Raw genomic sequence first — 14,223 nt, 5'->3', positions numbered from 1 at the left:
CTGGGCATGCCGACAGCGCGTCGCGCCGACGCCGCCCTGGCCTTCAGCGCGGGGTGCCAAGTTGCCGATAGACCTCGGCCGACACCTGCGCCAGCACGCTGCGGTCGGCGTCGGACGACAGGGCGTAGCCGAAGGGACCGTCGACCCAGTAGAAGACATTGACCACACCTTCGCGTGCGAAGCGGAAGGCCGTGTCTGTGTTCTTCACGCTGGCCTGCAGTGCCTTGTCCGGCCCCGCGGCACTGCCCACGTCGGCGACATCGTTGGATACGTACAGCGTCAGTTTGCTGCCGAGCTCGTTGCGGTACATGAACTGCGCCACCGGCCCCTGGCCGCCCGGCAACAGGCGCCCGCCTTCCAGCGTATAGCCCTGGGCCTGCAGGTACGGCGGCTTCATCGGCGCGCCCATGCGCTTGGACAGCCAGGCCACGAGCTGGTCTTCGTGCGCCGCGTCCACCTCGACCGGGCGGCGCGGGTCGGGACTGTATACCGCGTGAGCCACCGCCGCGCGCTGCGCGAAGCCGCCCGCTGACGCCAGCGTCAGGCCGCGCTCGGCGGGTGCCGCGGCGGCCATGCGGCCGGCATCGTCGCCCCCCGCGGGCAGGCCGCCCCGCAAGCCCCAGCCTGTGGCGCCGCTGATGACGGCGATGGCGATCCCAGCGGCCAGGCGCTGGAGGTACCAAGGCGTCTGCGGCACGGCGCGCGGGCGCGCCGATTTCAGCAGGCGCTGCGGCGGCTGTTCATCCAGCACGGGATCGAACAAGGCGTGCAGTTCGCGCTTATGCGCCCGGTAGGCCTCCAAGCGCTGCGCGTCTTCAGGGCGTGCGGCCAGATAAGCGGCGATCTCGACCTGGCGCTCAGCGGGCAGGCGGCCATCAACGAACGCATGCAGGTCGGCCTCGGTGACCGGGGGAATGGACGGTGGCGGACGGTCGGTATTCATGGGTTGCTTCGCAATACATTCATTTGACGACTTTCAGCCGCACCGGTTCTGCGCGGCCTTCCATCAGGCCGCGCAGGCGCTCACGGCCTCGCGACAGGCGCGACATCACGGTGCCGATGGGGATACCCAGGGCCTGCGCCACATCGGCATAGGCCATGTCTTCCAGCGTCACCAGAAGAAGCACTTCCTTCTGCTCGACGGGCAGCAAGTCCAGTGCAGCCTGCAGATCCAGTACAGCCAGCCTGTCGGTTTGTGTCGGCGCCACCGGCACTTCGGGCGTGTCGTCGTCCATGGTCACGGTGTGCAGCCTGGGACGGCGCACGCCATCGACGTGCAGGTTGTGCATGATGCTGAAGAGCCAGGCGCGCATGTCGGCCACGCCGCCCCACAGGTTCGACTTGGCCCAGGCCCGCTCCAGCGTGTCCTGCACCAAATCGTCGGCGTCGTCACGGTTGTTCACCAGTGCGCGCGAATAGCGGCGCAGGCGCGGCACCCAGCTCAGCAGGCTTGCGTCGTCTTGCATCGGGGGGTCGTGGCCTGAGGGTCTGGACGGAAGTCGACAGCAAATGTCATTCCTTGATGATGTGCCAGACGTCTTTGAAGTTGTCGCCGGCGCGGTCGCCGGGCTTCTGGTCGGCCTGGTAGGTGTACACCGGCTTGCCCTTGTAGGCCCACTGGCGCGCACCGTCGTCGCGCATGACGATCGTGTATGCACCGGCGGGTTGGTCGCTGGCGGCGGCCATCGCGGGCGGCCACAGCGCGGCGCAGCCGCCGTTGCAGGTGCTTTTGCCGCTGCCTGCCACGTCCTTGTCGAAGGTGTAGAGCGTCATGCCCTTGGCGTCGACCAGCGCGCCGTTGGCGAGCTTGGCCGGCGCGTCGGCAGCCATAGCGCCGGTGAGTGGTGCCGCGAAGGAAGCCGCTGTGATCAGCAGCGCGGCCAGAGTCGAAAGGTGCTTCATGGGGTTGTCCTTTAGGGTCTGGTGGAGAGTAGCCACGCTGCGTGCCGTTCAGTAAGCCGCAGCCACCGCCAGCTTGGGGTCGATCTGCCAGGTTTCACTGACGATCTTGCCTTCACGGAACGTCAGCACGTAGCGCACCTTGATGGGCATCTTGCCTTCGAAGACGACGTTGGCCGAGACGGTGGCGCCCTTGGGGTTGGCCGATTCTTCAATCTGGCCGACTGTGAGCTTCAGTGGGCCGACGGCCTTGCCGAACTTCTCCCAGGTGCCGCGAATGGCATCGGTGGTGGCATAGGTGCCGTCGAGTGGGCCGCCTACCCAGTTCAGCTGGGCCTGGTCGGCATAGGCACGCATGACGATCTGGGTGTCGCCCGAGGCGATGGCCTGGAAGTGCGTGCGGGCGTCGTCGCTGGGGGCGGCGAAGGCGCTGCCGGAGGCGAGCGTCAGGGCGGTGGCGGCGAAAGCGAAAGTCTTGAACATTGTGGGCTCCGATGAAGGGTTGGTGTGAAGTGAAGGGGGGTGAGTGCTGGACGAAGGGTCCGATAGGTCCCGACAAAAGAGCAGACGGCGTCGGCATGCGGTCTATTCCAGAGCGTGCAAAGAAATTTAGGGTCAGGGCCCTGGGCCGTGAATTCGAGGCTTCAGCCCAGCAGGGCCGGCACCCAGCGGTTGATGAGCGCGCCTCCGACGATGAGCCAGCCGAACAAGATCAACGCCAGCAGCAGCGGCTTGGCCCCGGCCTTGCGAATGGCGCCGATGTGCGTGGCCAGGCCGAGCGCAGCCATCGCCATCGCCAGCAGCGCGGTGTCAATCTCGATCGTCACTGCCACCACCGACGCCGGCAGCCATTGCAGCGAATTGAGCAACACAACCGCGACGAAGCCGAAGGCGAACCAGGGCACAGCGAGTTGACCCTTGGCGTGAGCATGCTCTGCCTCCACCAGGGCTTGCAGGGTGCTGTCGCGCGCCAGCCAAGCCGACAGCATCACCAGGAACGGCGCCAGCATCATTACTCGAACCATCTTCGCGATGACGGCCGAGTTGGCTGCGTCCGGGCCCACCGAACGTGCTGCGGCCACCACCTGGGCCACCTCGTGGATGGTCGATCCGACGTAGATGCCGAACCCGTTGGCGCCGCCGGGGATCAGCGCCCAGTGCCGGTTCAGCTCGAACAGCGCCGGGTACAGGAAGATCGCCAGCGTGCCGAACACCACCACCGTGGCCACCGCCACCGTGACCTGCTCGGCGCGCGCCTTGACCACCGGCTCGGCGGCCATCACCGCAGCAGCGCCGCAGATGGCACTGCCAGCGCCGATCAGCATCGCCGTCTTGCGCTCCAGGCCCAGCCAGCGCGTGCCGATGAGGCAGGCCAGTGCGAAGGTCGAGCCCAATATCATTGTGTCGATGGCGACACCAGCTATGCCAACATGGTCAATGTCCTGCACGGTGAGCCGCAGGCCGTACAGCACCACGCCCAGGCGAAGCAGGTTCTGCTTGGAGAAGTTGACGCCGGCGCCGCTGGCTACCGCCCAGCGCGGGGCCCACGGGTAAACCGTGTTGCCCACGATCATGCCCAGCACGATGGCCAGCGTCAGCGCACTGAAGCCATGGTCCTGCAGCCAGGCGATGCGGCCCAGCGCGATACCGGTGGCAGCCAAGGCGCCGCTCAGGGCCAGGCCGGGGAGCATGCGTGCGAAAGCCGATGCAGAGGCCGATGTGCGTGGCTCAGGAAGTACGTTGATGGTCATGCTGCTTGCCTCCGGTTGAAGTTCATGAGGACGAAGCTTCCGGCTTCATAGATGACCCGTCAAACGGGTTGTATCGCTAAGATGTACCCATCTGATCGCTTTGCAAACAAATCCGCCATGAATACCCTTCGCCTCACGCTGCGACAGCTGCAGATCTTCGTGGCGGTTGCGCGCAGCGGCACTACCACGGCAGCCAGCGCCGAGATCGCGCTGTCGCAGTCGGCCACCAGCTCGGCCGTGAATGAACTTGAGCGGCTGCTGTCGCTGCGCCTGTTCGACCGCGCGGGCAAGCGCCTGCTGCTCAACGACAACGGCCGTGCGTTACTGCCGCGGGCCCTGGCGCTGCTGGACGGTGCCGCCGGCATCGAGTTGATGTCCCGCGATGGCAGCGCCCAGGCGCAGTCGCTGCGCATCGGCGCCAGCACCACCATCGGCAACTATGTGCTGCCCAGGCTGCTGGCCCGTTTTGTCGCAGCGCAACCGGGCCATGCCAGTGCCTGGCGCTCAAAGGTCGTGATCGGAAACACGGCGGCCATCTGTGACGCGGTCGCTGCGTTTGAACTGGACGTGGGCCTGATCGAAGGGCCTTGCCACCAAGCGGCGCTGGCCGTCACGCCATGGCACCAGGACGAGATGGTGGTCGTTACATCGCCCGACAGCGCGTGGGCACGAATGAGCCTGGCCGGCGAGCGGGTGCCAATGCGGACACTGCGTGAAGGGGTCTGGCTGGTGCGTGAGTTGGGCTCGGGAACGCGCGAGGCCACCGACCAAAGTCTGCTGCCCCACTTGCGCTCCTACCGTCGAAGCATCGAGCTGGGAAGTTCGGAGGCGATCAAACATGCGGCCGAGGCGGGTATGGGGGTGGCCTGCCTTTCGTCGTGGGTCGTGAGCGACGCTTTGGAGGCCGGCCGCCTGTGCCGCATCGCCACGACCTTGCCGCGGCAGCTCCGACAATCTCACCTGGTCGTGCATCGCGACAAACAGCCCACCGCTTCGCTGCTGGCATTTGTCGACCAGGTATCTGGCGCCGAGAAAACGGCGCCATGAAATGTGACTCCATCGAGGTCAGGCCTGAGCAGCTCGCCAGTCGGCGCTCAAGCTTATCCACGCACCTTCAACGAGATTCACGGCAGGCTCACCTGCACAAATGCCGGATGCGGATGGCGAGGTCAAGACTGCCGCATATCCACATACCGCACGCGATGTCTTGGGCATTGCGATCCAACGGCCACCCCTTGTCTCCTTCTTTATTTGCGGCGAGAGCAATGATCAGAATGTTGCAACAGCATCAGGTCAAAGTGAACTATTGCCCGTCTATCACGCACTTTGAGGAGCACTGGGAACCCGGGTGGCGGGTATTGCGCTACGGACACTGAAGGACCAAAAGAAGTGATTCGCCCTCCCTGCTGGCGCTTGAAGAAGGCCTGCCCAGGGTCCAGAACACCGTTTCGTCCGTGACGCAAAGGGCCATTCCAGAACTTTGCACTTCGCTACAGTGCCGAACGACCGGTACAGGTAATCGATCGGTCGCTTGAGATCCTGACCGGTGAGCGACCGCTTGCGGTGGCGCCCATGGACTCTGCCGTCGAACCTAAGTGGCAGCAATCAGTCTGCTGCGGTCACTTGACCTTGCGAGTTTCGCAGGCCGAAGCTGCCTGGAACTGACGCGTCCGAACCAACAAGAACCTGCTCACGCAACCTCCCGTTTCCTTGCCATTCTCACAAGAGTCGCGCCGGGAGTTGCGTGCAACAGAGTGGGCATGACAAGAACACACTTGTCGTACGGAGTACTGACCGCCACCTCGGCATTCCACCCAATCACCGTGCCGGCTTTCTCAACGAGATCTCCGCAGCGCCAAGCCTGGGTAAAGCGGGGTGCCTCGCCCGGCGCGACGGTCACTGCATGCGTGACCTCCAGCAGGGGAGGGGCCTGCCGCGGTGACGCCCGACGCCATCCCTGCGGAACGTCGCCAGGGTCGACCACACCGCTTAGCGTCAAGAAACGCGCCATCACGTCGCGCGCCACATGGATCGATTCGCTTGCACCGTGGAATCCGCATTCAACCAGCAACGCAAAAGCATTGTGTGCCAGCGCGTCACCATACTGAGCGTGGTCGCGCAGGCGAACTCCTGCGCGATGCCCCTGATCTGCAACTAGCAGTGCGTCCAGTTCCAAGCCTTTTGCGATCCTGGCATGGCGATGCAATGGCCCAACCATTCCCAATGGCGGCCCAGGCTCGTGCATCGAATGCAGATCGAGCAGCCAGTCGCTCGCGTTCACATGGGGCAGAAGTTCGAGCACACGCTGGTGCTCTGACCCTGTCCCCGCGCCGTCATGTCGCCAAGGCATGTCCCCCCACAACCGGTTCATGTCTGTGTGCACGAAGCGCGAAGCGTGAGGCTGCGCCGGGTCAAACCGGGAGAACGCATCCAAGTTGGCAAAAGCGAGAGTCAGTGTGCCGCGGCGTGGCCTCGCCCCTGCTTCGAGCCAGTCGCGCAGGGCCCAGGCACCGCATATCTCATTGCCATGCACCAACGCTGTGACCAGTACGTGCCGGCCAGGTGCATCTGCAGCGAACCGCCAGACGCCATGCGTACCTGTGTTCCCAGCCAGCCAGGGTGTCAGGTCTGGAGGCGGTATCTCGAATGGGGGTGAGTTCACACGCGGATGTTGGCTTGTTGCACGATTCGCCGGTACTTGTCGATCTCAGTGGCTTGGAACTGAGCCAGAGCAACGCCGGGATCGGAGATGGTGGCCCCGGAAGCTGTGAGGCGCTGCACCAGATCGGGTGCTTTCAAGGACTCGGCCAGCGCAGCATTGAGGCGTTGGGTGACGCCTGCGGGCAAACCTGCCGGACCCCACAGACCGAACCAGGTTCCGATATCCACGTTGCGCAGGATCGGCAGTTCTGAGAGCGCGGGTATGTTGGGCGCTACCGGAGAACGGGCGCGCTCGGTCACGCCGAGGGCCACCACTTTGCCCGACGTGATCTGAGGCAAACCACTGGAGAGCACGAAAACACCCAGCTCGAGCTGACCCCCGATGAGATCGGTGGTCAGGGGCGCCACGCCCCTGTAGGGGATGTGCACGATGAACAAGCCCGCAGCCTGCTTGACCATTTCTCCTGCCAGGTTCAAAGCCGTCCCCACACCGGAGGACCCGTAGCTGAACTTGCCGGGGTTCTGCTTCACTCGCTCGATAAAGGAACTCATGTCCTTCATGCCCGACTGATTGCTGGCCACCAGGACCATGGGCTGGGAGGCCACTCTGCCAATGGGCGTGAACTGTTTGAGGGGGTCATAACGCAGCGCGGGATTGATCAGGCCAGCGATGGCCATCTCGTTGTTGCTGCCCAGCAGCAAGGTGTGACCATCGGCATTGGCCTGCGCCACACGCTGTGCACCCAGGGCGCCACCGGCACCTCCCACGTTCTCGATCACCACCGGCTGGCCCAGCGTTCGGGCAAGCTGTTCGCCCAGCACGCGCGCTGTTAAATCGGTGCTGCCCCCAGGGGGATAGCCGACAACGAGCGTGATCGGTCGGCTGGGGTATGTCGGCGTCTGGGACAGTGCCGGTACGCAGGTGACCGCTGCGGCAGCGCCAGTGACCAGCAGAACATCTCGTCGGCGAAGCAGGTGGGGTTTCATCGTTGTTCCTGATTGGCTGCGACCCAGCAGCTATGAAGCGGACTTTAGGAACCTCCGTCTCGACCAAGGTGCCGATCTGGCACCGACGCGTGCTCTCTACCGATTGCTGAGTTCCCATGCAGCCTCAACCAGCTTTGACTGGCGAGCCCGATGCCGATACAGGCGAACTTCAAAGTGGATCTGATCACCCCGCCCGCCCAACACCTTGAGCAGCCCTGAACGAACCGAGGCAGAAGCCAATGAATGGGGGAGCCAGGCCATTCCAAGACCTTTGATCGCAAGCTCCAGCACCGCATCGGCCGAATCGCACACGATGGCTGGTGCTGGCTGTTGGGCTGGGCGGGTCGCATTCAAGTGGTCGTTGAGGAGGCGACCCAAGGTCAGGGTGGGCGCATAGCCAATCCAGTTCGGGTCGTACAGATCATGGCGCGCTCTGCCTGATGCATCCACCCGTGCGACAGGGAGCAGCCTGTCGGTGGCCAACGTGATGTGTCTAAAACTCTGCCCGGTCAGGCCGTTGGACAGCGCCGGGTGCTCGTAGCAGATGAGGAAGTCCACCTCCCCGCGTTCAAACGAAGCACAGACCTCTGCCATGGCGCTGGTGTGCAGATGAACCCGCGCACCCCGAATGGTGCCGCGCAGTTTTGCGAGCCAGTCTGCCACCAGGGTGCGTGCAAGCGTTCGACCCGTACCGATGCGCAAGGAGCCGACGCCACCGCCGTCCGCTGACTGAGGTGCACCCCACTGCGTGCGGAGTTGCTGCAAGCCCGCCAGCAGGGGAGCGCTTTGCGCCAAGAGCGCCTGCCCTTCGGGTGTGAGCTTCACCGGTGCCCTGGCATTAGCCACCAGCGGCACACCAGCCCAGTCTTCCAAAGCACGGATGCGACGCCCAAACGCAGGGTGGGTGACGTGCCTTTCTTCTGCCGCTTTGACATAGCTGGCACAACGCTGAAGCGCGGCCAGGTCTTCGATCAGCTTGATATCCATCGATTGAAGGTGGAGCAGTTTGAACTGCACGCAGTACACCGCATTGCCCATGCTTCGACAAGTCCGATGCCTGGGCCGCGGTGCGCAGCGTGGCCAGAGGACGCAGCTTGACTCTTTGCGCGACAGTTCAGGCCCGGGCGATGACAACATCTGCCGTGGGCCGCGCAATGCAGGGCAGGCAATAGCCTTCCATCTTTTCCTCGGCGCTCAGGCCGGGCCAGGGGATGTCGTAGCGCACCTGCCCCTGCAGCAAGCGAGCCATGCACGTTCGACAGGTCCCGTTGCGACAGGACACTGGCCATGCAATTCCCGCGCGCGTCATCGCAGCGAACAAGCTGGTCGCGCTGTCTGCCTCTACGTCAGCCGCTTGGCCGTCAACCCGAAGACGAAAGGTTTTCATGCGCGTTGGAGGTGGACGACAAGCATTTGTGGGCTCGACGCATGCCGAGCCACGCCAGTGGCGAGACCGACCGCTTGAAGTACCACAGGGCGGCCGGTGTGGGCGCTCAGCTTGTCGCCGAGCGCCCGGGAGACCTTACAGGGAGGCGTCCTTGATCTTCTTGAGGGGGCGAACCTTCACGCGCACGGTGGCAGGTTTGGCGGCGAACTCGCGCTCAACCTTGGTGAAGGGGTCGATGCCGCGGCGTTTCTTCTTGGCAGGGATCGCCTGCGCGGTGATCTTGAGCAGACCTGGCAGCGTGAACTCGCCCAGGCCCTTCTTGCTCATGGAGGCCACGATCGTGGCTTCCAACGCAGCCAACACGGCTTTCGCGGCCTTCGGCTCGACACCGGCGACCTCGGCCAGATGAACCTGGAGCGTGGTCTTGTTGAAGGCCGTCTTGATCGGCTTCAGTGTCGCCACGCTGGCAGTCGGCTTCTTGACCGCGGCGGCCTTGGGGGCTGTGACTGGCTTCTTCGCGGCGGGTGCTGCCTTCTTCGCAGCGATAGTCTTCTTTGCAGTTGCCATGGATTGATCTACTTTCGAGTGATGAGAATGCGCAAGGCGCGCCACATGATTGTAGAAACCAAGAGTGCTCACGTGGCAAGACGGCTTCAGACTGGTTGCGGAAGTTCGCAGAAGAAATAGGGGCAATGAGAATCCAGCACGATGCAGCCGTTCAGGATTCCGAAGGCAATGACTGGTTTTCAGTTCTTACCGATCCTTGACGTGGCTTTATCCTGAATGGCTGGCGCACGCCTCGCCATGCGCCGCAGACACCAGCTCGTCCAGAATGCCGCAGTGCCCTTCGTGCGAGCCCGAGCAGCGCGCCCGCAACTGCAGCAACTGTTTCTCCAGCGCCCGCATGCTCTTGAGCCGTGCGCGCACCCGCGCCAGCTGTTCATCCACCAGCATGTCCACGTCGCTGCAATCAGCCAGCGGCGCATCTACAAAACCCAGCAAACGGTTCACATCGGCCAGCGGCATGTCCAACGCCCGGCAGTGCCGGATAAAGGACAGACGCTCTAGATGCTGCGCAGCGTAGTCTCGGTAACCGTTGTCTCGCCGCGCCGGCTCGGGCAGAAGACCCTGCTTTTCGTAGTAGCGGATGGTTTCAACATCCACGCCCGTGGCGCGGGAAAGGTCCTTGATCTGCATGTTGAAGCCCTCAGTTCAAACAAGTGATTGACACTGTAGCGACTCCAGGGTTTCCAATGCAGGCATCGAAAGGAAAAACCATGTCCGCCCATTGCTGTGAACACGACACCCCCAAGGCCGAGTCCCTCGTCAACCTGCCGCGCTACCGCAAGATCCTCTGGATCGCGTTGATCGTCAACGCCGCCATGTTTCTGGTGGAGATTGGCGCCGGCTTCCAGTCGGGCTCGCTCTCGCTGCTGGCCGATGCGGTGGACTTTGCGGGCGACGCGCTCAACTACGCCGTGTCGTTCGCCGTGCTGGCGTCTGCCCTGGCCTGGCGCGCCCGCGCGGCCATGCTCAAGGCCGTGAGCATGATGGGCTTTGGCCTATATGTGCTGGGCGCTGCGGTGTGGTCGGTGTGGCACGGCGGGGTCCCGCAAGCCACGACCATGGGTGCGGTGGCGCTGCTGGCACTCGTGGCCAACGTGGCCGTGGCCTGGATGCTCTACGCGTTTCGCGAGGGCGACGCCAACATGCGCAGCGTGTGGCTGTGCTCGCGCAACGACGCCATCGGTAACGTGGCGGTGTTCATGGCCGCGCTCGGTGTGTTCGGCACCGGCTCTGCCTGGCCCGACCTGTTGGTGGCCAGTCTCATGGCGGCTCTGGCGTTACACGGCGGTTGGACCGTGTTGCGGCAGGCCAGGGGTGAGCTTGGCGAGAGCAAAAACGAGGGAGGCGGCCATGGCCACGTCCACTGAAACGATGTCAGACCGTCAATGCGACAAAGACACCTTTGCTCGACTAGTCCATGCGGCGAAGATCGCTGAGTCCCCTCAGCAGGCGTGGCTGTACCTTGAGGCTGCGCATGTCGCGGGGCAGCTCCACGTTAAGCCGCATCTGCAGACGCACGCCCTGATGCTGCGGTTGGCATGGCGCACCCGCGACTGGGCAGAAGCTGCTGGGCAGGTACTCAGACTGGCTTTGGTGCCTTTGGGGCATTTGAGCGGGCGCTTGCCCTTGGGCAACCCGGGTAGATCAACCGTGAGCGCCTTCGAGCCGCTTCCCGTGCGTCAGGAACTGGCCGAGCTGATTGCTCAAGCAGCCCAGCCGCTGCGTTGAAGATCGTCCCGCGAAACCGCCGGCCAAAACGTGCGAATCGATGTTTCCACATTGCTTGACTGCTCGGTTGAGCAAGCGGTCGCCAATGCCAAGACAACGCAACTGCTCAAGTTCGTTGCCCATCCGTTGGTTCACTTCGCACCGATCAACCCAAGCTCTTGGCCCGTGGAATGGTCCGAGGGCACCTTCTGGGTCGCAGTGCGACTACTGGGCTTCCTGCCTTTTGGCAAACAAGCCATCGTGATCTCCTTTCCTCAGTCTGGGGGAGGATTCCTGCTCCGTGACAACGGCCACAGCGCCCTGGTCAAGGTTTGGGACCACACCATCTCGATCACATCAAACGCCGGGCGAACCCGCTACAAGGATTCGGTAATCATCGATGCGGGCCTGCTCACGCTCCCAGTCTGGTTGTTTGCACAAGCGTTTTACCGGCACCGACAGCGCCGTTGGCGCCTGCTCGCTAGGCGGTTATCGATGGGCGAAGTGCTCCCGCCGTGAACTGCCACACATCAACTGGTCTATCCCACGGCCCTAAAATTCAACTATGCGTCTGTTCTTGGCTCTTTTGATGCTCACACTGCTGCCGTTGCAGTTCTCTGCCGCAGCGGATGCTGACTGCTGCGGCCATGGGGCGGCCTTCGAGCAATCTCCAACCAATCACCACCAGCCCATCCACCAGCCGGTGATTTCCGGCACGGACGGCATGGGCTCCGACGTTTTTGGGTTCGATCTTGACTGTGGCACCTGTCACGCCAACTGCACGGCCGCCGTGATGGCAACGACCGAGACCGTTGTGGACCCAGCTGGCATCGAGCGAGGTGAGCACCTCGTTGAACTTGTCTTGTTGCCCTGGCACGAGCAACCCTACAGGCCCCAATGGTCCGCCCCGCAAGGCTCGGGGATGAACGTTTTCGCCTGATGCGCTGACAGGCACCTCTTCCCCGATCCGCTGGCATCAAGTGGCCATCACCTCATGCGGTGGTCATCCCCGGATCGTTTTGGAAGGACTCTCTCATGAATACTCGCTGGACCCAGCGAAACCCGCGATGGACTTGGCTTGCTGCCGTCGCGGCTCTCTTGTTTGTTGATCAACTCAGCAAATCGTATTTCTCCACCATCCTCGAACTGGGTGAAGCGGTTCGGGTCACCGACTGGTTCAACTTCGTGCATGTGCTCAACGCAGGTGCGGCATTCTCGTTTTTGGCGGATGCCGGTGGCTGGCAACGCTGGTTTTTCATCGGCGTTTCGGTGCTGGTGGTGGGCTTCGTTTCAGTGGTAAGCCTCGCGCGGCAAGCCGAACCGATGGACCGCTGGCTGGGCGCCTTTGTGGCTGGCGGTGGTGGCGGCAACCTCGTGGACCGCGTCCAGATCGGCGCTGTGGTGGATTTCCTCGACTTTCACTGGCGCAACATCCATTGGCCGGCCTTCAATCTCGCCGATGTCTTCATCGTCTGCGCCGCGCTGACCTGGTGCCTTGCTTCATTGAAAGCGCCACCGCGCCAACCGACCCGCAAAACCCCTGAGGAGCTTCCTTCATGAAGCGTGGATGGTTCTGGATCCTGGGCGCCTGGGCCTTCGCTCTTGCGTCCACTCTCGGGGCGCTTTTTATCGGTGAAGTCATGGGCATGACGCCCTGTCTGCTCTGCTGGTATCAGCGCATCTGCATGTTCCCGTTGGCCATCATCCTGGGCATGGCCGCGTTCGCCGAAGACCGCCGCGGTGCGGTGTACGCGTTGCCGCTGGCCTTGGGTGGTGCCGCCATCGCGGGCTACCACACCGCGCTGATCGCTGGGTGGGTGCCCCAGTGGTGGGTGCCCTGCGGCGCCGGGCCTTCGTGCAGCGAACAGAGCCTAGAGATCCTGAACGGCATCCAGATTCCCTGGTTGTCTCTCCTGGCCTTCATCGCCATCGCCTTCCTGCTTTTTGTCTATTTGAGAAAGTCCCGTTCATGAACGCCAAAAAATTCACCGTCATCGGCCTGGTGGCCATCGTTGCCTTGTTCTTCTACCTGGGCATGAACGCCTATCAATCGCGGGTGCAGACCGCGCAGGACGTGCAGGTCAAGGCCGAGCAGACCCGCCTGGTGCGCATGCACTCACCGGTGTTCGGCCCGCAGAACGCACCCGTCACCATCGTCGAGTTCTTTGACCCCGCCTGCGAGACCTGCCGCGCGTTTTATCCCATCGTCAAGAACCTCATGGCCCAGTACCCCAACGACGTGCGGCTCGTGATCCGGTACGCGCCGTTTCACCAGGGTTCGGACGTGGTGGTCAAGCTGCTGGAGTCGGCCAAGAGCCAGGCCAAGTACCAGCCGGTGCTGGAATCGTTGTTGGCCGCGCAGCCCGCCTGGGCCGACCACGGTCAACCCAGCATCGAGACCGCATTCAAGGTAGCCGAGCAGGCCGGGCTGGACCTCGTCAAGGCGCGGCAGGACATGGAAAAACCCGGTATGCAGGCAGTCCTGCAGCAGGACATAGAAGACCTTACCGCGCTGCAAGTCACCAAGACGCCCACCTTCTTCGTCAACGGCCGCAGCCTGTCCAGTTTCGGGCCCGATCAGCTTGCCGCACTGGTAGCAGAAGAAGTGGCCAAGGTGAAGAAATGAGAGAGATGGCTCCCGTACGTCCTTTCAACCGACGCAAGGTGTTGGTGTTGAGCGCTTCGTGGTTTGCGTCAGGTGGTCTCCTGGCGGGCTGTTCGCCCCAGGCGCCCACCTTCAAGAGCACCGACATCACAGGGGCTGCTTTTGCACAGGACCTAAAGCTCACCGACCACACCGGGCAGGTGCGCACCATGGCCGATTTCCGCGGTAAGGCTGTGGTGGTGTTTTTCGGCTTCACGCAGTGCCCCGATGTGTGCCCCACCTCCATGACCACCCTGGCCGAGGTAAAACGCCTCATGGGCGATCAAGGCAAGCAGTTGCAGGTGCTCTTCATCACAGTGGACCCGGAGCGCGATACGTTGCCCTTACTCAAGGAGTACATGACCAACTTCGACCCGAGCTTTCTGGCGCTGCGCCCTGAACCGACCGAGCTCAAGGCCGTCGCTGACAGCTTCAAGATCTACTACCGAAAAGCCGAGGGCTCGACACCCACCTCGTACACGATGGACCATTCGGCGGGTAAGTACGTGTTCGACACCAACGGAGCCGTGCGCCTGTTTTCGAGTTACGGGACCGAGCCCGCCGTGATCGCCCAATACATCCTGGCCCTGCTGAAATCCATGGACGCCTGACTACCCGTT

The 14,223-nt window shown here is 63.2% G+C and carries 20 protein-coding genes; 9 read left to right on the top strand and 11 right to left on the bottom strand.

Annotated elements, in window-relative coordinates; genetic code table 11:
• Positions 1 to 43: 43 nt before the first annotated feature.
• From ACTIEY_RS01980 to ACTIEY_RS01960, 5 genes are all read right to left on the bottom strand, one after another.
• A complete protein-coding gene (locus ACTIEY_RS01980; protein ID WP_108322911.1) occupies positions 44 to 943 on the bottom strand; it encodes an anti-sigma factor family protein in 900 nt (299 codons plus the stop codon).
• A gap of 19 nt (positions 944 to 962) precedes the next feature.
• Positions 963 to 1,466, bottom strand: coding sequence for an RNA polymerase sigma factor (locus ACTIEY_RS01975; protein WP_008904230.1), 504 nt, complete (start codon positions 1,464 to 1,466; stop codon positions 963 to 965).
• Positions 1,467 to 1,512: 46 nt separating this feature from the next.
• Complete coding sequence (locus ACTIEY_RS01970; RefSeq protein WP_231624607.1) at positions 1,513 to 1,830, bottom strand: COG4315 family predicted lipoprotein; 318 nt, start codon at positions 1,828 to 1,830, stop codon at positions 1,513 to 1,515.
• A 120-nt stretch (positions 1,831 to 1,950) separates the two neighbouring features.
• A complete protein-coding gene (locus ACTIEY_RS01965) occupies positions 1,951 to 2,382 on the bottom strand; it encodes a nuclear transport factor 2 family protein (RefSeq protein ID WP_008904227.1) in 432 nt (143 codons plus the stop codon).
• Positions 2,383 to 2,543: 161 nt separating this feature from the next.
• Positions 2,544 to 3,650 carry a YeiH family protein gene (locus tag ACTIEY_RS01960; RefSeq protein WP_100174373.1) on the bottom strand — a complete coding sequence of 369 codons (1,107 nt, stop codon included), beginning with the start codon at positions 3,648 to 3,650 and terminating at the stop codon, positions 2,544 to 2,546.
• A 51-nt stretch (positions 3,651 to 3,701) separates the two neighbouring features.
• On the opposite strand from ACTIEY_RS01960, the gene ACTIEY_RS01955 reads away from it, so the two are divergent.
• Positions 3,702 to 4,697: a LysR family transcriptional regulator gene (locus tag ACTIEY_RS01955; RefSeq protein ID WP_439517429.1), complete on the top strand. Its 996-nt coding sequence runs from the start codon at positions 3,702 to 3,704 to the stop codon at positions 4,695 to 4,697.
• Between the two features lie 643 nt (positions 4,698 to 5,340).
• Here the strand turns inward: ACTIEY_RS01955 and ACTIEY_RS01950 are convergent.
• The 6 genes from ACTIEY_RS01950 to ACTIEY_RS01925 form a co-directional block, all read right to left on the bottom strand.
• On the bottom strand, positions 5,341 to 6,312 hold the full coding sequence (locus tag ACTIEY_RS01950; RefSeq protein ID WP_439517428.1) for a succinylglutamate desuccinylase: 972 nt from the start codon (positions 6,310 to 6,312) through the stop codon (positions 5,341 to 5,343).
• Entirely contained in the window at positions 6,309 to 7,298 is a 990-nt protein-coding gene (locus ACTIEY_RS01945; protein WP_439517427.1) for a Bug family tripartite tricarboxylate transporter substrate binding protein, read from the bottom strand. Before ACTIEY_RS01945 ends, ACTIEY_RS01950 begins: the two co-directional genes overlap by 4 nt.
• A 96-nt stretch (positions 7,299 to 7,394) precedes the next feature.
• Positions 7,395 to 8,315 carry a LysR family transcriptional regulator gene (locus ACTIEY_RS01940; protein ID WP_439517426.1) on the bottom strand — a complete coding sequence of 307 codons (921 nt, stop codon included), beginning with the start codon at positions 8,313 to 8,315 and terminating at the stop codon, positions 7,395 to 7,397.
• 97 nt (positions 8,316 to 8,412) lie between these two features.
• Positions 8,413 to 8,685, bottom strand: coding sequence for a 2Fe-2S iron-sulfur cluster-binding protein (locus tag ACTIEY_RS01935; RefSeq protein WP_439517425.1), 273 nt, complete (start codon positions 8,683 to 8,685; stop codon positions 8,413 to 8,415).
• A 135-nt stretch (positions 8,686 to 8,820) separates the two neighbouring features.
• A complete protein-coding gene (locus ACTIEY_RS01930) occupies positions 8,821 to 9,252 on the bottom strand; it encodes an HU family DNA-binding protein (RefSeq protein ID WP_439517424.1) in 432 nt (143 codons plus the stop codon).
• A gap of 207 nt (positions 9,253 to 9,459) precedes the next feature.
• The gene (locus ACTIEY_RS01925) at positions 9,460 to 9,882 is read right to left on the bottom strand and encodes a Cd(II)/Pb(II)-responsive transcriptional regulator (RefSeq protein WP_159604241.1); all 423 of its coding nucleotides are present in this window, start codon (positions 9,880 to 9,882) and stop codon (positions 9,460 to 9,462) included.
• 80 nt (positions 9,883 to 9,962) lie between these two features.
• Here ACTIEY_RS01925 and ACTIEY_RS01920 point away from each other — a divergent pair, with 80 nt between their 5' ends.
• From ACTIEY_RS01920 to ACTIEY_RS01885, 8 genes are all read left to right on the top strand, one after another.
• Positions 9,963 to 10,619, top strand: coding sequence for a cation transporter (locus tag ACTIEY_RS01920; RefSeq protein ID WP_439517423.1), 657 nt, complete (start codon positions 9,963 to 9,965; stop codon positions 10,617 to 10,619).
• Positions 10,603 to 10,980 (top strand): DUF3703 domain-containing protein, encoded by a 378-nt coding sequence (locus tag ACTIEY_RS01915; protein WP_159604237.1) that lies wholly within the window; start codon positions 10,603 to 10,605, stop codon positions 10,978 to 10,980. The genes ACTIEY_RS01920 and ACTIEY_RS01915 overlap by 17 nt, the downstream gene beginning before the upstream one ends.
• 30 nt (positions 10,981 to 11,010) lie before the next feature.
• The gene (locus ACTIEY_RS01910; protein ID WP_159604235.1) at positions 11,011 to 11,478 is read left to right on the top strand and encodes a hypothetical protein; all 468 of its coding nucleotides are present in this window, start codon (positions 11,011 to 11,013) and stop codon (positions 11,476 to 11,478) included.
• A gap of 46 nt (positions 11,479 to 11,524) precedes the next feature.
• On the top strand, positions 11,525 to 11,899 hold the full coding sequence (locus ACTIEY_RS01905) for a hypothetical protein (RefSeq protein ID WP_137922102.1): 375 nt from the start codon (positions 11,525 to 11,527) through the stop codon (positions 11,897 to 11,899).
• 95 nt (positions 11,900 to 11,994) lie between these two features.
• Complete coding sequence (gene lspA, locus ACTIEY_RS01900; RefSeq protein ID WP_137922103.1) at positions 11,995 to 12,519, top strand: signal peptidase II; 525 nt, start codon at positions 11,995 to 11,997, stop codon at positions 12,517 to 12,519.
• The gene (locus ACTIEY_RS01895; RefSeq protein ID WP_137922104.1) at positions 12,516 to 12,932 is read left to right on the top strand and encodes a disulfide bond formation protein B; all 417 of its coding nucleotides are present in this window, start codon (positions 12,516 to 12,518) and stop codon (positions 12,930 to 12,932) included. The genes lspA and ACTIEY_RS01895 overlap by 4 nt, the downstream gene beginning before the upstream one ends.
• A complete protein-coding gene (locus ACTIEY_RS01890) occupies positions 12,929 to 13,585 on the top strand; it encodes a DsbA family protein (RefSeq protein ID WP_137922105.1) in 657 nt (218 codons plus the stop codon). Before ACTIEY_RS01895 ends, ACTIEY_RS01890 begins: the two co-directional genes overlap by 4 nt.
• Positions 13,582 to 14,214: an SCO family protein gene (locus ACTIEY_RS01885; RefSeq protein WP_159604231.1), complete on the top strand. Its 633-nt coding sequence runs from the start codon at positions 13,582 to 13,584 to the stop codon at positions 14,212 to 14,214. The genes ACTIEY_RS01890 and ACTIEY_RS01885 overlap by 4 nt, the downstream gene beginning before the upstream one ends.
• Positions 14,215 to 14,223: the final 9 nt, after the last annotated feature.

This window comes from Hydrogenophaga sp. (assembly GCF_051858985.1).
Lineage (GTDB): Bacteria > Pseudomonadota > Gammaproteobacteria > Burkholderiales > Burkholderiaceae_C > Hydrogenophaga.
Note: the sequence above shows the minus strand (reverse complement) of the source record. Positions and strands in the feature narration are given on the sequence as shown.

Bases quoted from the DNA above. Each gene is read 5' to 3' on its own strand.
- ACTIEY_RS01915 (WP_159604237.1), top strand. From the start codon at position 10,603: ATGGCCACGTCCACTGAAACGATGTCAGACCGTCAATGCGACAAAGAC.
- ACTIEY_RS01930 (WP_439517424.1), bottom strand. From the start codon at position 9,252: ATGGCAACTGCAAAGAAGACTATCGCTGCGAAGAAGGCAGCACCCGCC.
- ACTIEY_RS01960 (WP_100174373.1), bottom strand. From the start codon at position 3,650: ATGACCATCAACGTACTTCCTGAGCCACGCACATCGGCCTCTGCATCG.
- ACTIEY_RS01925 (WP_159604241.1), bottom strand. From the start codon at position 9,882: ATGCAGATCAAGGACCTTTCCCGCGCCACGGGCGTGGATGTTGAAACC.
- ACTIEY_RS01965 (WP_008904227.1), bottom strand. From the start codon at position 2,382: ATGTTCAAGACTTTCGCTTTCGCCGCCACCGCCCTGACGCTCGCCTCC.
- lspA (WP_137922103.1), top strand. From the start codon at position 11,995: ATGAATACTCGCTGGACCCAGCGAAACCCGCGATGGACTTGGCTTGCT.
- ACTIEY_RS01935 (WP_439517425.1), bottom strand. From the start codon at position 8,685: ATGAAAACCTTTCGTCTTCGGGTTGACGGCCAAGCGGCTGACGTAGAG.
- ACTIEY_RS01905 (WP_137922102.1), top strand. From the start codon at position 11,525: ATGCGTCTGTTCTTGGCTCTTTTGATGCTCACACTGCTGCCGTTGCAG.
- ACTIEY_RS01895 (WP_137922104.1), top strand. From the start codon at position 12,516: ATGAAGCGTGGATGGTTCTGGATCCTGGGCGCCTGGGCCTTCGCTCTT.
- ACTIEY_RS01955 (WP_439517429.1), top strand. From the start codon at position 3,702: ATGACCCGTCAAACGGGTTGTATCGCTAAGATGTACCCATCTGATCGC.
- ACTIEY_RS01920 (WP_439517423.1), top strand. From the start codon at position 9,963: ATGTCCGCCCATTGCTGTGAACACGACACCCCCAAGGCCGAGTCCCTC.
- ACTIEY_RS01980 (WP_108322911.1), bottom strand. From the start codon at position 943: ATGAATACCGACCGTCCGCCACCGTCCATTCCCCCGGTCACCGAGGCC.
- ACTIEY_RS01975 (WP_008904230.1), bottom strand. From the start codon at position 1,466: ATGCAAGACGACGCAAGCCTGCTGAGCTGGGTGCCGCGCCTGCGCCGC.
- ACTIEY_RS01970 (WP_231624607.1), bottom strand. From the start codon at position 1,830: ATGGCTGCCGACGCGCCGGCCAAGCTCGCCAACGGCGCGCTGGTCGAC.
- ACTIEY_RS01890 (WP_137922105.1), top strand. From the start codon at position 12,929: ATGAACGCCAAAAAATTCACCGTCATCGGCCTGGTGGCCATCGTTGCC.
- ACTIEY_RS01885 (WP_159604231.1), top strand. From the start codon at position 13,582: ATGAGAGAGATGGCTCCCGTACGTCCTTTCAACCGACGCAAGGTGTTG.
- ACTIEY_RS01945 (WP_439517427.1), bottom strand. From the start codon at position 7,298: ATGAAACCCCACCTGCTTCGCCGACGAGATGTTCTGCTGGTCACTGGC.